This window comes from Wolbachia endosymbiont (group A) of Limnophora tigrina (assembly GCF_964263225.1).
GTDB lineage: Bacteria > Pseudomonadota > Alphaproteobacteria > Rickettsiales > Anaplasmataceae > Wolbachia.
In genome coordinates this window covers 1,341,920-1,356,777 of sequence record NZ_OZ181654.1, presented here as the reverse complement: position 1 = coordinate 1,356,777, position 14,858 = coordinate 1,341,920, and the positions used below count along the sequence as shown (strand labels likewise).

The window sequence follows — 14,858 nt, the reverse complement described above, 5'->3', positions numbered from 1 at the left end:
TCATGTACACATCTGTACTAACAAGCAGAGGTAAATCTAAGTCAGTTTAGATATAACATTTACTTTAAAAAACTTTATTTTACGCTGATATTCTAGCGCTTTTCTGTGGTATTTTGTTGGGGTATAATTTGCAAAACTATCTTCCTTATAGGTTAAAAAATTACACTGCTTTATATGTAACTCTATCCACTCTGCATAATCCTGATGATCAGTTGCAATAAATATTTCACCTGTGACAAGTATTTTTTTTGCTAATAAATTTAAAAATTCCGTATTAATTAACCGTCTTTTGTTGTGACTTCTTTTTGGCCATGGATCTGGAAAGAGAATAAAGAATTTTTCAACACTGTGGTCAGGAAAATTGACAATTAATTCTCTTGCATCTTCTGTCCATATTAAAATATTTTTTATGCTGTGTGCTTCTATGCTTTTTAGCAAGGAAGAGACCCCCTTTAAATAAGGCTCACATCCTATAAATAATAGATCAGATTCATTGAATGCCTGATGGAGCATATTTTCACCATTACCGAAACCTATTTCTACTCGTATTCTTTTTTGTAAGTCTACGATCTTTTTTATAGATTCCTTGCTGTTTTTAATAGAATACTTCTCCAAAACATTCAACTTCAACCTAGATCTTCTGGAAAATGACCTAATCCAATTATTATTCCTAGATAACATATCTTACATAACTTAATCTTTTATAGCTTAAACAATTCTCGAAATGAATTAATGAGAATTTACTTGTCACTAATTATTAATATTATATAATATATGAGTTCTAATGAAGTTAAAATTAAAAGGTATGGAAAGTACAGTTGCTATCAAGAGGCTATCATCAAATAGGTTCATAGAAGAGATATTTCAAGATCAATTTGATAATCAAGACAATGACTTTTGTGAAGATTCTTTTGCTAACAAAATCAAAGAAGGAGATGTGGTAGAAGGTATAATCACAAGAAGAAATTCTAATGATATTGTGGTTGATGTTGGTTTAAAGTCAGACGGAAGAATTCTGATTAAGGAGCTCAGTTGTAATGATGATATCACTGTTGGCTCGAAAATTAGAGTTTATGTTGAGAGAATTGAAGATTACCATGGTAATGTTGTTCTTAGTCGTGAGAAAGCAATCAGAGACGAAAAATGGAATAAATTGGAAGAAAGCGCAGTTACAAAAGATGAAGTAACAGGAATCATTAAACGCTCAATTAAATGCGGTTTTATTGTTGATCTTGGTGATGGAATAAGTGCGTTTTTACCGCTGAGTCATGTGGATTTGAAGCAAATAAAAGATGCTAATCACCTTATTGAAACTGAACAAAAATTCATCGTGCTTAAAATGGATAAGAAGCAGGGGAATATTGTAGTATCAAGAAAGCTGGTATTAGAGAAATTGCATGCTGGTGAAAAAATTAAGTTTTTAGAATCTTTAAATGAAGGTGATGTAGTAGAAGGCAAAATAAAAAGCATCACTCACTACGGTGCATTTGTTGGCATTCATGAATCAGATACAGTGGGAGTTATAGATGGGCTGCTACATATTACAGATATCTCTTGGAGTAATGTAAGTCATCCATCTGCAATTTTTTCTTATGGTCAGCATATAAAAACTAAAATTATAAAAATAGATAGAGAAAATGGAAAAATCTCCCTGGGTGTAAAACAATTAGGAGACAATCCTTGGCAAGATCTAGAGTCAAAATGTCCAATTAACAGCGTACACAAAGGATGTGTAACGGGTATAAAAGATTGTGGATTCATTGTTGAGATTAAACCTGGGATTGCGGGTTTGGTACACTCATCAGAAATAACTTGGAGCAAGAGTAATTTACCAATCAGTAGTTTTGTAACAATAGGACAAGAAGTGGATGTAAAAATTCTCGGTATTGACATTATTAAAAATAAGATGAGTTTAAGCACAAAAAGGTGCGTAGAGAATCCTTGGCAAGTATTTATTGATAAATATCCTCTTGGTTCTATTGTTTCTGGTAAAGTTAAAAGCAACAATGGTTCACAAATATCTGTGACTTTTGATAATTCTGAGATATCTGAGGACGTAGAAGGAACAATTTATATGCAAAATCTAAGTTGGTCGAAAAACAATTCAGATGAGATAAAAAAGTATAATGTAGGTGATGAAATAGAAGCAAAAGTGATAAGGGCTAACGTAGATCGGACAAGAATTTATCTTGGAGTAAAGCAAATAGAGTATGATCCTCTTGAAGAACTGATAGAGAAAGTTAAAGTAGGGGATAAAATTCAGGTTACTGTAAGTAAGAGAGAGGAAAATGGTCTAATCGTTGAGGTTGAGAACAATGTAACCCTTTTAGTAGATCAAGAGCATTTACCAGAAAATAAAAAGTTTTCTATATCAGAAAAAATACAAGTTGAAGTAGTAGGTGTTGAAAAATATAATATAATATTATCTGCCAAATAACTTCTTGTGCTTCATATAAATGGCAACGAAATCTGATATAATAGCAAAAGTGGCAAAAAAACACCTTTTGTTAGATAAGGTCATTATAGCAGACATAGTTGATAGTTTCTTTCGAGTGTTTTCAAACACGTTGAAATATCATAATAGAGTTGAAATCAGGGGGTTTGGTTCTTTTTCAATTAGAAGCTATAACTTGAAAGAAGCAAGTAATTTGACGTCACAGAAGGTTGCAAAACATCAATACTTTAAAACTTATTTTCGTAGCAGTAAAAAGTTATCCCTCTTGATAAATGAATAAAAATCTATATTGTAATTTTGAAAGTTGTACAATATAGCATCATATGCAAGTAGTAGAAATAGTTATACATAATAACACATATAAAATATCTTGCGAAAGTAAAAAGAAGGACCATTTATTACAACTTGCTAATAGCTTCAACAAGCTAGTTAGCTCCATATCTCAAAGAACTGGAGGTAAGGGCTCAGATGCATTAAATTTCTTACTTGCAGCATTGACTCTCGAAGATAAAATTTTAGAATTAACAAAGCGATTAGACGAAATAAATCAAGAATGCAAAAAGTATAGGGAGGAAAAAAGAGTAGAATATGCTGAAGTATTAGATAGGGTAAACAAGATTATTGGGTGCATAAGTGATTAAAGCAAGCAATCAAATCGACTACCTCACTACTCAAATCAGGGGGGAGAAGTTTCTTACGAGTGATGTAACAATATAATTCGCAATCATCAAGATCAACTATTTTTTCGTATTCAATTAGTTCACTTAAGGAAAATTTATCAAGATATTTCAATGCAAAATGCCCTAAAAGTATATCAGTTTCTTTACAACCCCTATGCCAACTCCTATACATCAGTTTTCTTCTTAATAAGGAGATATCTATCATTGTCATTAAACTTTTTTTTAATTTAAAGACTAAACTAAATACTTGTCAAGCAAGGCGCATTTTAATATACTCAACGTTTGATTAAGATTTAAAACATAGGTGGAATTAATTTCTCATCAACTTAGCGCTGGAATATATTATTTTTTATCGTTTTCTTTAATAATTTCTATCATAGTATTCGTGCATGAATGTGGGCATTATATTGTCGCTAAAGCATGCAAGGTTAAAGTTGAATCTTTTTCTATAGGCTTTGGTCCTGAAATTTTTGGTTTTAACGACAAGTCTGGAACTAGATGGAAATTAAGTGCCTTTCCATTGGGTGGCTACGTTAAAATGTTAGGGGATACTAATGCAGCAAGCGTTCCTGTTGATCAACAAAAATTAACTGAAGAAGAAAAATTATACTCATTCCATACAAAACCTCGATATCAAAAAGCAGCAATAGTTTTTGCAGGGCCTTTTGCAAACATGATATTTACCGTTATAGCTTTCACAATATTTTTCAGCGTGGCAGGTTATTATCGTACTCCACCAGTAATTGGTAATGTAATTGAAGAAAGTGCAGCAAAGCAAGCTGGCCTATTACCAGGTGACACTATTACACAGATCAATGAGTACAAAATAAAATACTTTGAAGATATTTCACGCGTGATAATGTCCAATCCTGAAACAAGAATAGAAATTAAGTATAGCAGAAATAACGAAGAGTACAGAACTATTCTAACTCCGTTTACAGTTGAGGATAGAGATGTCTTTGGTAACATAATAGAAAGAAAAACTATAGGAATTACCTCAATTAATATGATAGGGTTAAAACAGTCATCTTTTCTTGGAGCTGCTAGCCTATCAGTGAATGAAACCTACCACACTATGTGTTTAACAATCAAAGCACTCTTTCAAATTGTTGTTGGTAAAAGGAGTATAAATGAAATAGGTGGGCCAATAAAAATTGCAAAATATTCAGGGCAATCAGCTAAAAAGGGACTTATGATGGTTCTATATTTTATGGCAATTATTTCAGCTAATTTAGCTGCAATTAACTTGCTGCCAATACCACTACTAGATGGTGGGCATTTATTTCATTATATTATAGAAGCAGTTATACGTAGAGATTTGAGTTTGAAATATCAAAAATATGCAGTCACTTTTGGTGCTACCATACTGTTTTTGTTGATGGCAGTTGCAATCACAAATGATATTAGGCATCTTTTTTAAGATACATATGAAAAAGTTATTTCACATACTAATAATAATACTTATTTCTTTTCCCACTCTACTTGTTGCTCTAGAAAATAAAGAAAAAGTACAGATAAAAAATATTAAGTATATTGGCAATGAGCGAGTAAGTGATCAAACAATAAGGTTTTATACAAAATTAGAACCAGGTAGTCATGTAAATGATGATGATGTAGATTCAATTATAAAAGATTTATATAAAACAAAGTTATTTGCTAGTATTAACGCCTATATCGATGATGAAAAAAACTTAGTAGTAAAAATTCATGAGAATCCATTGATTAACAAAGTAATATTGAAAGGCAATAAGTTATTTAACAGTAAAGAGTTGCTAAATAACGTTATCCAGTCAAAATCACTAACTATTTTCACTGAAACAAAATTACAAAACGATTTAATAAATCTAGCTACTCTTTATAGGAACAGTGGTAAAATTGGTGTTAAAATTGCATATGAGCTAGATAAGCTTGGTAGCAATAGGATAAACCTAATTTTTAAGATAAAAGAAGGAAGAACGTCTAAAATTAAGGGTTTACGATTCATAGGTAATAAAAACTTTTCAGCAAATGAGCTAGAGCAAGTTATCAAAAGGCATAGCAATGATATATTTAGTAAGTTATTTAGAGCCATTTTTAAAAGCGGAACTCATTATTCACCTCAATATCTACTGATTAACACAGAACTGCTTGATCGCTTCTATTCATCTAAGGGATATATTCAAAATAATATCCAACCAATTGTTGAGGTTGATAATAACAACCAAATAGAGTTAACTTTTTTGATTGATGAAAAGCAGCAATACTTATTTGGAAATAATGAAGTTGATATTGAAACTGAGATTAAGGATTTAAGTTTAAGGGAAGAAATATTAGAATTTATCAAAGAGGAAAATAATCAAATATTTAATAGAGTTAAAATTAACAATACAGCAGAAAAAATAAGTAAACATTTAAACGAAAAAGGATATATATTTGCAAAAGTTAATCCAGAATATACACAACATAACAATATTGTGGATGTAACTTACAAAGTGCTACCAGGTAAAAAGATTTATATAAACCAAATTACTATTGATGGCAATGACCGCACTTTAGATAAAGTAATTAGAAGAAAACTTAGCATGGCAGAAGGCGACGCATATAACACATCTGAGATTCAAAAATCACGTAGAAAACTTATATATAGCGATTTTTTTGAAACAGTAAAAATAAATAGTTATATAGTGGATGAAAATGCAGTAAATCTTGATTTAAATGTCAAAGAAAAAAGAACTGCCTCGTTATCTTTAACAGGTGGCATGTCTCTTCCTGGTGGAGTATTTGTTAAAACCGATTTCACAGATCGTAATTTATTTGGTAGTGGTAAAGAGGTATCTTTTGCTCTTGAAAAAAGTCAATATGTTCTTTCTACTAGTATAGACGCTGTTGAAAATAATTTTAACGATTCTGATACGTCATTAGGCGTAGGTATATTTTATGAAAAACAAGATAAGCCAAACACCACTTTTGATACTTGTGACTGGGGAGGAACAGTAAAATTATCTTATAAAATTTTAGAAAATCTAACCAACTCTATTCGCTATTCTTATAAATATAACCATATACATATGGACAATAAGAGTGGAAAAGATGAGGATATCTCTGAGATAATAAGAGATCAAGAAGGTGAGTATCAGGTTTCATCAGTGGGATATACGTTATCATACAATAAACTGGATAACCTCTATACTCCTAAAGAGGGATATTTATTGCGCTTAAATCAGGATATTTCAGGATTGGGAGGAAATGTAAATTTCCTAAAATCTGAGTTTTTGTCTTTTTATACACGCCCTATACTAAGCAAAATTGATGATGATATAACGTTGCGCTTTAAAATAGCAGCAGGTCATATTTTCTCTTATACCGATAAAGAGCTAAATATTGGCCAGCACTTTTTTAAAGGTGGTAATGAAATTAGAGGATTTGACCTTTCCGGCATTGGACCAAGAGCAGAAGACAAAAATAAAAGCTCATTGGGAGGCAAAACTTATTTTAATTTAACACAGCAAGTAGATTTTCCACTATCTAAATTATACGACTATGCTGGTATCAAAGGCTCACTATTTGTTGACTACGCAACACTTTTTGGTTTAGATGAAAAGGAGATATATAGTGGAAAATATTACGATAGTAAGCTTATAAGAGTATCACCAGGTTTTGGCTTTTCAATGCCCTCTCCTTTTGGTAGACTTAGATTAGATTTTGGGTTTCCTTTAGTAAAGGAAACTTATGATATAATACCATCACCAAACGTTAAAATTTCTATTGAAGCGGGGATTTGAATGAAATATATACAGTTATTTACATCAGTCATTGCCTTAATTGTTTCCTTATTTGTAGGGTATAAGTTTGTAGGGTATCAACCTCAGAGCGCGATTAATACAAAGGCTGCCATTATTGATAGTGACAAAGTTATCAACGAATCTCTGGCTCTGCAAAATATACAACAACAAATAAAGGAGCAGAATTCTAGATTACAGCAAGAATTTGAAAATGAGTTAGAAAAATTTAAGCCATCGAAAGAAGAATTTGACCTTTTGTCAGAAGAAGCAAAAAAAGAAAAGACGGAACAATTTAGTAAGTACACTGTAAGCGTTAGGGATAATTACGCTAAGAAAATGTCAAATTTAGAAGAAAACTATAGAGAAGCAGTAGAAAGTGTCTTTAACAAAATAAAAGAAGTGGCTAAAAGAACGGCAGAAAAAAACAATGTAGATTTAGTACTATTTATTTCAAAAAAGAACCAAGTTCTATACTCTATGGATGAGGTTGATTTATCAGATGTGGTATTAAAAAATGTAAATAAGGAAATACCTGAATTTGCTTTGCAAAGCATTGAGTAGGCTTATGCAATTTAATATCAGTGATATTATAAAAATACTACCACATTCTTATCCGTTTCTCTTAGTAGATAGAGTAATAGAATGTGACCATGGTAAAAGCATAAAAGCAATCAAAAATGTGACTTTCAATGAGCCATTTTTTATTGGCCATTTTCCTGGCCATCCGATAATGCCAGGAGTTTTGATAATTGAGTCTTTAGCTCAGGCATCTGCTATATGTGTCCTCGGTAAAGAAACAATAGAAAATAAAGTTGTTTACTTTATGTCTATTGAAAACGCAAAATTCAGAAGACCAGTTATTCCAGGGGACACGTTGGTTCTTCAATCCAATATAAAAAATGCGCGTTTGGGTGCATGCAAATTTGAGTGTGTTGCATATGTTGGGGAAGAAAAAGCTGCAGAAGCAACAATCTTAGCAAGACTGCAAGATAAATAAAATCTTCATCTGCAAGAAACAGTATGTACACTGTATAGTATAACAATGCAACTGAATTTCAAAATCTCATTTTCAAACTTATACACTTGTAGTGGATTAATAAAATTAGATGAGACGTTTTTAGATTATATAAAATCGTGCGATGAAAGCTTGTTTTGTTCATTAATTGAAGCAAGAGAAAAAGCAGCTTCTTCTTTGATGTCATCCCAGTGCTTGACACTGGGATCCATAGAACAACCAATGTTGGCCTCTCAAATGACAGATAGTCAGTTAATAATAGACCTCTCATATTTACTTGATGAATTTATTGCAAAACTTTTTAATATTGGAAAAGAAGCAGAGGAGCTAAAGAAAAAGCACAACGACTTTGCTGCAATATATAAGTGTAAAAGGTTATTTGTTCAACGCTATGCATTAAAGAAGTACACTGATATAGCAGATATAGATATTGATTATGTTACCAGCAAATTAAATCGCTTTCTTGCCCTACCAACAACAGAAAAAAATTTTGCTGAGCAGGTGATGCGTTGGTTGGAAAATAAAGAGGATCACAAAGAAGAAATAGAACTTGCAGCGCAATATGCAGCGTGGAGAGTGAAAAATAAACAGAGTATACTTTTTAGTATTCACAGAAAAATTGATCACGAAAATCTCGTATCGTTCTTCAAAAAAGAAGTAGACGAAGTTGAGGTATTGTATTCAAGCAAAACAAAAAGACGACATGGTTTTGATCTGACAAGTGAAAAGGTGAGTTTGAATAAAGCATTGGATAATGCTCATTACTGCATATTTTGTCATAAGCAAAATAAGGACAGTTGTTCAAAGGGGCTAAGTAATAACGACAATACCTTTAAACAGTCCCCACTCAAAGTTGAATTGCACGGCTGTCCACTAGAACAAAAAATATCAGAAATGAATCTGGTGAAAAGCGAAGGGTACAGCATAGCAAGCCTTGCAATTGTGGTAATAGATAACCCATTATGTGCAGCTACTGGGAACAGAATATGCAATGATTGCATGAACTCATGCATATATCAGAAACAAGAGCCTGTAAATGTGCCAATGATTGAAACAAGGATTCTAGATGATGTGCTCAGTTTACCGTATGGATTTGAAATATATTCTCTGCTTAGCCGTTGGAATCCTTTAAATTTTCAGCGTCCATTGCCAAAAGGAAACACAGGAAAAAACGTCCTAGTTGTAGGGCTTGGTCCTGCGGGTTTTAATTTAGCTCATCATTTATTAAACGATGGGCATAACGTTATCGCCATTGATGGACTAAAGATTGAACCTTTGATCGATAATTTTCAGCTAATTAAAGATTTCGAGCATGAAAAACTAAGTGAACGCACAGCTGGTGGATTTGGTGGAGTAGCAGAGTATGGCATAACCTCTAGATGGAACAAAAATTACCTAAAAATCATTAGACTTTTGCTGGAAAGACGTGAGAATTTCGCACTTTATGGAGGTATTCGTTTTGGTGGCACGATTAATGTTGATGACGCGTTCAACTCGGGTTTTGATCACATCGCCCTAGCACTTGGCTCTGGCAAGCCACGAATGATCAAAATAAAGAATATACTAGCTCGTGGAGTGCGTATGGCATCTGACTTTCTTATGTCGTTACAACTGACTGGCGCTCTTAAATTTGATTCTATAGCAAGTCTGCAAGTTCGTATGCCGATAGTTGTAATAGGGGCTGGGCTTACTGCGATTGACACTGCCACTGAAGCTTTAGCGTATTATCCAATTCAAGTAGACAAATTTCTACTTCGTTATGAGATATTAGTTGATAAGTATGGAAAGGACTGTGTTGAAAAAGATTGGACAGAAGAAGAGCACGAAATTGCGAATGAGCTCATATCGCACGCAAAGTTGATCCAAGCAGAGCAAGAATTAGCAAAAAAAGAAAGTAGAGAAATAAAAATATTAGAGTTAATGCAGAGTCTTGGGGGAGTGAAAGTTGTATATAGAAAAGAGCTGAAAGACTCGCCAAGTTATCGATTAAATAGCGAAGAGGTGCAAAACGCATTATCAGAAGGGATTTACTTTATTGAAAACTTAGAGCCAGTTGAAGTTGTGACAGATAAATATAACCATGCTGAGTCAATAAAACTGATAGACACAAAATCCGGCGAAATCAAACGTATAAAAGCACGTTCTATTTTTATAGCAGCAGGTACTGAGCCAAATACAGTTATTGCAACAGAAGATAAAAAGCATTTTAAATTAAGTAATGGGTATTTTACTCATTTGAATTCATCAGGAAAAGAAATAGACCCAATATTTTCTCCTAAAATGCAAAATAAAGATAGAATATTAGTGTATAAGCAAGGCAATAAAACAATCAGCTTTTTTGGTGATCTTCACCCTTCGTATAGCGGCAGCGTCGTGAAAGCTATGGCAAGTGCTAAGAACGGCTACCCTATTATTTCTCAGCTTTTGAGTGGAGTGATCCAAACAGCTAATCAGCCAGCGTCACGCGCTGGAGTGACGCTGTTCCGTCAAGCTAACAAAGAATTCTTTAATAGAATCAAAGAGCAATTCACTGCAAAGGTTATAAAAGTTCAATATTTAACAGACAAAGTTGTGGAAATAGTGATCAAAGCACCACTTGCGGCAAAGAATTTTAAACCTGGACAATTCTTTAGGTTGCAAAATTTTGAAACCAATAGCAGAAAAACTCACCTCACTATGGAAGGTATAGCAGTAACCGGCACTGAAGTAGACAAAAAAAAAGGATTTATTTCTACTATTGTGCTTGAAACTGGCGGTTCCACTAATTTATGTAAATGTTTTAAAAAAGGTGAACAAATAATTCTTATGGGTCCAACTGGCAGTCCTACTGAGATTGGTTAAACCTATTTTGTACTAATTATACCATAATGTATATTATTTATTAATAAATCTATACTATAATAATGATTTTTATTAAGGTAGTATTATGACACATGAGTTAATATTCAAACTTCCAAAAGAAAGCTACTCTATAGCTATAGGACCATGTTCTGCAAAAAGTAGAAAGTGTAAGGAGTTTATAGCAAAAAACGAAGACGTAGGTATGAAATTTCTTATTTCTACTAAAGATGATACTGGCAAAACAGGAAAAATGTCCCTTTGTAAAGATAATAACGGTCAAGATGAGTGTACAACATCCTACACAGTTCAATCTCCAGTAATTTATAATGATCTTTTTAATGATAGCTTTAGCTACGTAAGTGTTCTTTCGGATCATGATAAAGGACATTTAACTAGGATGCGCAATGAATTCGATAAATATAATATTGATTACAAAGTTATGGATGACGGTAAAACACAGAATGTGCTGTCAGAGGATTTTATGATCTAATTTTCATTATACAGCTACTAAAGAGCTTTCTTGATTCCAGTGTCCGCTACTCGAATGCCGTCATTACAGTACTTGATACAGGGATCTATAGCTAAAACAATTTAAGATTCCGCTACGTGTTAGTGGAATCTATGCTGAGACACCGCGGCGGTATCTAAAAAAAGCGTTAAAGACTAGATTAGCAAAGAATTCTTTAATAGAATCAAATATTGCGAAGAGCATAAAAGTCGAATGAGTGCATTGAAAACTGGCAGCTCCATTAGATTTATGCAGATACTTAAAACAAAGAAAGTAAATCACTCTCAACTAGCAGACTTACTGAAGTTCTGGATATTGAATTGATGCCAAATTTTATTTCAAAAAGTAAATAATTTACTAACGCTCGTGCACAAATTAAAAATAAATTATGCACGAGTGTAGCACTGTGAATTAGGAGTGCTATATTAAAGCTATCGGTCAGATTAGATTAAAAACCTAATCTGACCGGTTTCTCTATAACCTTCTAAACCCTGATATAATTATATGGTAATTAGCTTAACTAGTGGTTAATATGCAAATTGATTTTATTTGTATGTTGATGTAGCATAAACCATACTGTTTTACATCATTGTGCAACTTTATAAATTTTTATTGCTATTTCTATTGACTACATTAATAGTGATAGTCCTAATATTACCTGAAAATTTAGGTACTACACTGAATTGCTCTCATCCAGTTCTAAATTTTGATTTATCTTTTCGTATCGTACTAATATCTTTTTTATCAGTTGCATTTTTAGCTGTTCTACCAACACAAAATTTGACTTTTTCAGAGATGCTATCTTTTTTTGCTTATACTACCTGCTCACTCTGTGCAATTTTATCCAAGCAGATAATGTTGGTTATAATATTCTTTGAATTAATGACCATCAGTGCATTTTTTATTATCGCAGCTAGCTGTAGAGATAGTGGATCTGCAATAAGGTACGCTTGTGTACACTTTTTGGTTGGAGTTATATTGACAGCAGGATTGGCACTTCAAAGCACTAACCTGATAATTTTGGGTTTATTGATAAACTGCGCTTGTTTTCCTTTTTCGTTTTGGGTTGTTGATGCATATCCTGCTGCATCACTACATGGCACTACATATCTCTCTTTATTTACCACTAAAGTCTCTTTTTTAGTGATGCTTTTACACACTTACACCCTATGGCAAGATTGTACTGAAATATTAGCACTTGTAGGCGCCATCACTGTAATTTACAGCATTATATTTGCTTCTCTTGAGCAAAATATTCGTAGATTTCTATGCTATAATGTTGTAGGACAAATGGGCTTGCTGATTATTGCAGGAGGTTTACTCAGCCCTTCGGAAAAGGCAACACCAATTTTGATGCTACACATAATTTTCTCTCTTGTTTATCAATCATTATTGTTTGTGGTTAGCAATGCGATTATTTCGCGGACAAAAACAATTAGTTTTAATGGAGTGGGTAAATTGATGTCAGTCGAAGGCATGTGTGCTATAATTGCGATATTCACAGTGGCTGCATTTCCTGGAACCGTTGGATTTATTAGCAAATCATACATTACAGCCGAGATTGAAGCAAGTGGTGCTAATTTAGAAGTGTATAAAAATTTATACAAGATTCTAAATTTACTGCTTTATTTAAGCGTGGGGCTCAAGTTTTTCTATTACATATTTATCGCTAAAAGCAAGTCCAAACCTTCAGAAGGGAAAGAAGGTAGAATAACAATGATTATTTTAGCATTCATATGTATAATTGCTGGCAACCCTTACTTGCCTATTTACAATAACCCTTCGATTTTCGATTTTGTGTACAACACAAAAAATATTTTGTCGCAATTTAATTTGTTATTATGTACCACTTTATTGTTTATTCCTTTACGCAAGTTATTTTACCCAAGAATAAATTTTAAAATGGATATTGATTGGATTTTTAGAGCTTTCGTACCCTATATTGTCTTGCTGTTCAATCAATTGGTCTTTAAAGTGAGAGAAATGTCTGCCAACGTACTGCAAAACTTGACTAATTCACTTACTAATTTATACTTTAATAATATTACTAAACTTAAAGAAGTGCTAAGTTATAACTCAGTAAGTTTTGTTTCAGCTTCTTCTCTCTTTTTAATGAGTATTCTACTAATGCTATTATGTTTAAATCGTTAACTGAAAGTTTAAATTCTGTATTTAGTAAACTGAGAGGAAAGTCGATCATTTCTGAAGATGATTTTAATCTTGCCATGCGTGAAATACGTATAGCTTTAATTGAAGCTGACGTTTCACTTGAAGTTGCAAAAAAATTCATCAACGACATTAAAGATAAAGTGATTGGGGAAAAAGTCATAAAAAGTGTTTCTCCAGCACAAATGATAATTAAAATTGTGCAGGATAATTTAGTTGCAGTTCTCGGATCAGAGAAAAGTGACTTAAATCTAGCAGTTAAACCCCCTGCTGTGATTATGATGGTGGGCTTACAAGGTGCAGGTAAAACAACTACCTCAGGAAAGCTTGCTTTAAAGCTAAAAAAGCAAAAGAAAAAAGTGATGCTTGCCTCTTTAGACATTTATAGGCCGGCTGCCCAGAAACAACTTGAGGTGCTGGGTAAACAGATAGACGTACAAACTTTATCTATAGTAATAAATGAGGAGCCTATTGCAATTACAAAAAGGTCACTGGCAGCAGCAAAGAACGATAATTATGATGTATTAATACTAGACACCGCAGGCAGGCTTCATATTGACAATAATATGATGAATGAGTTGAAAGCCGTAAAGGAAATAGCTTCACCTGCAGAAGTTATTTTAGTAGCCGACGCAATGATAGGCCAGGATGCGGTCAACATTGCCAAATCATTCAATGAGGTAATAGGTGTAACCGGCATTATTCTCACCCGTGTTGATGGTGATGCACGTGGTGGTGCTGCTCTTTCTATGAAAATGATCACCGATTGTCCAATTAAATTTATTGCTTGTGGTGAAAAATTAAGTGACCTCGATGATTTTTATCCCGATAGAATTGCAAAAAGGATACTTAGCATGGGTGATGTTGTATCATTGGTTGAAAAAGCTGCTGAGATTGTTGGTCAGGAAGAAATTGATAAGTTACAAAAGAAAGTAAAAAAGGGTAAATTCGACCTAAACGACCTAGTGGGAATGTTAAAAACTCTGAGTAAAATGGATGGCATTAGCAACATAATGAAATTCATCCCTAGTTCATTCACAAAAAAGCTAAGTAGCAGTGTGCCAGACGACAATAAAGTGAAAAAATATATAGCCATCATAAACTCAATGACCGAAAAAGAAAGGCAAAATCCAGATATTTTAAATGGCAAAAGAAGACTTAGAATTTCTAAGGGGTCCGGAACAAGTGTAACTGACGTTAATCTTCTAATTAAGCAGTATAATCAAATGAGCTCTATGGTGAATAAATTCAGTAAAGTTGATCATAATAAACTCAAAGAATCTGATTTAATGGATATGCTGAGCAGAAAATAAATCAGCAGGTAGTAGAATGAAATAAAATCATCAGTTGTAATTGCTGTTAAGTAGTGAAGTAACAAATTCAATAAATTTTCGCAGTTGGAATTGGCATAATAATAAAAATTGATATAAGT

At 32.9% G+C, this 14,858-nt stretch carries 13 protein-coding genes; 11 read left to right on the top strand and 2 right to left on the bottom strand.

Annotated features, from left to right (window positions below; all coding sequences use genetic code 11):
• Positions 1–36: 36 nt before the first annotated feature.
• Entirely contained in the window at positions 37–681 is a 645-nt protein-coding gene (gene trmB, locus ACE38P_RS06410; protein ID WP_063631013.1) for a tRNA (guanosine(46)-N7)-methyltransferase TrmB, read from the bottom strand.
• 103 nt (positions 682–784) lie between these two features.
• Here trmB and ACE38P_RS06405 point away from each other — a divergent pair, with 103 nt between their 5' ends.
• From ACE38P_RS06405 to ACE38P_RS06395, 3 genes are read left to right on the top strand one after another with little or no spacing between them, the layout of a single operon-like run.
• The gene (locus ACE38P_RS06405; RefSeq protein ID WP_264375979.1) at positions 785–2,437 is read left to right on the top strand and encodes a 30S ribosomal protein S1; all 1,653 of its coding nucleotides are present in this window, start codon (positions 785–787) and stop codon (positions 2,435–2,437) included.
• Between the two features lie 19 nt (positions 2,438–2,456).
• Positions 2,457–2,735, top strand: coding sequence for an HU family DNA-binding protein (locus tag ACE38P_RS06400; protein ID WP_010404234.1), 279 nt, complete (start codon positions 2,457–2,459; stop codon positions 2,733–2,735).
• 43 nt (positions 2,736–2,778) lie between these two features.
• Entirely contained in the window at positions 2,779–3,096 is a 318-nt protein-coding gene (locus ACE38P_RS06395; RefSeq protein WP_010404232.1) for a cell division protein ZapA, read from the top strand.
• On the opposite strand, the gene ACE38P_RS06390 is transcribed toward ACE38P_RS06395, so the two are convergent.
• Positions 3,074–3,340, bottom strand: coding sequence for a succinate dehydrogenase assembly factor 2 (locus ACE38P_RS06390; protein WP_010404229.1), 267 nt, complete (start codon positions 3,338–3,340; stop codon positions 3,074–3,076). The genes ACE38P_RS06395 and ACE38P_RS06390 overlap by 23 nt on opposite strands.
• Before the next feature lie 99 nt (positions 3,341–3,439).
• On the opposite strand from ACE38P_RS06390, the gene rseP reads away from it, so the two are divergent.
• From rseP to ffh, 8 genes are all read left to right on the top strand, one after another.
• Complete coding sequence (rseP, locus tag ACE38P_RS06385; RefSeq protein WP_064085479.1) at positions 3,440–4,555, top strand: RIP metalloprotease RseP; 1,116 nt, start codon at positions 3,440–3,442, stop codon at positions 4,553–4,555.
• A 7-nt stretch (positions 4,556–4,562) separates the two neighbouring features.
• Entirely contained in the window at positions 4,563–6,896 is a 2,334-nt protein-coding gene (gene bamA, locus ACE38P_RS06380; RefSeq protein ID WP_374699715.1) for an outer membrane protein assembly factor BamA, read from the top strand.
• The gene (locus ACE38P_RS06375) at positions 6,897–7,457 is read left to right on the top strand and encodes an OmpH family outer membrane protein (RefSeq protein WP_010404220.1); all 561 of its coding nucleotides are present in this window, start codon (positions 6,897–6,899) and stop codon (positions 7,455–7,457) included.
• 4 nt (positions 7,458–7,461) lie between these two features.
• Positions 7,462–7,893 (top strand): 3-hydroxyacyl-ACP dehydratase FabZ, encoded by a 432-nt coding sequence (gene fabZ / locus ACE38P_RS06370; RefSeq protein WP_064085478.1) that lies wholly within the window; start codon positions 7,462–7,464, stop codon positions 7,891–7,893.
• 45 nt (positions 7,894–7,938) lie between these two features.
• A complete protein-coding gene (locus ACE38P_RS06365) occupies positions 7,939–10,752 on the top strand; it encodes an FAD-dependent oxidoreductase (protein ID WP_064085477.1) in 2,814 nt (937 codons plus the stop codon).
• Positions 10,753–10,837: 85 nt separating this feature from the next.
• The gene (locus ACE38P_RS06360; protein WP_374699714.1) at positions 10,838–11,242 is read left to right on the top strand and encodes a hypothetical protein; all 405 of its coding nucleotides are present in this window, start codon (positions 10,838–10,840) and stop codon (positions 11,240–11,242) included.
• 609 nt (positions 11,243–11,851) lie between these two features.
• On the top strand, positions 11,852–13,411 hold the full coding sequence (locus tag ACE38P_RS06355; RefSeq protein ID WP_374699713.1) for a proton-conducting transporter membrane subunit: 1,560 nt from the start codon (positions 11,852–11,854) through the stop codon (positions 13,409–13,411).
• Positions 13,396–14,739: a signal recognition particle protein gene (ffh, locus tag ACE38P_RS06350; RefSeq protein ID WP_374699712.1), complete on the top strand. Its 1,344-nt coding sequence runs from the start codon at positions 13,396–13,398 to the stop codon at positions 14,737–14,739. Before ACE38P_RS06355 ends, ffh begins: the two co-directional genes overlap by 16 nt.
• Positions 14,740–14,858: the final 119 nt, after the last annotated feature.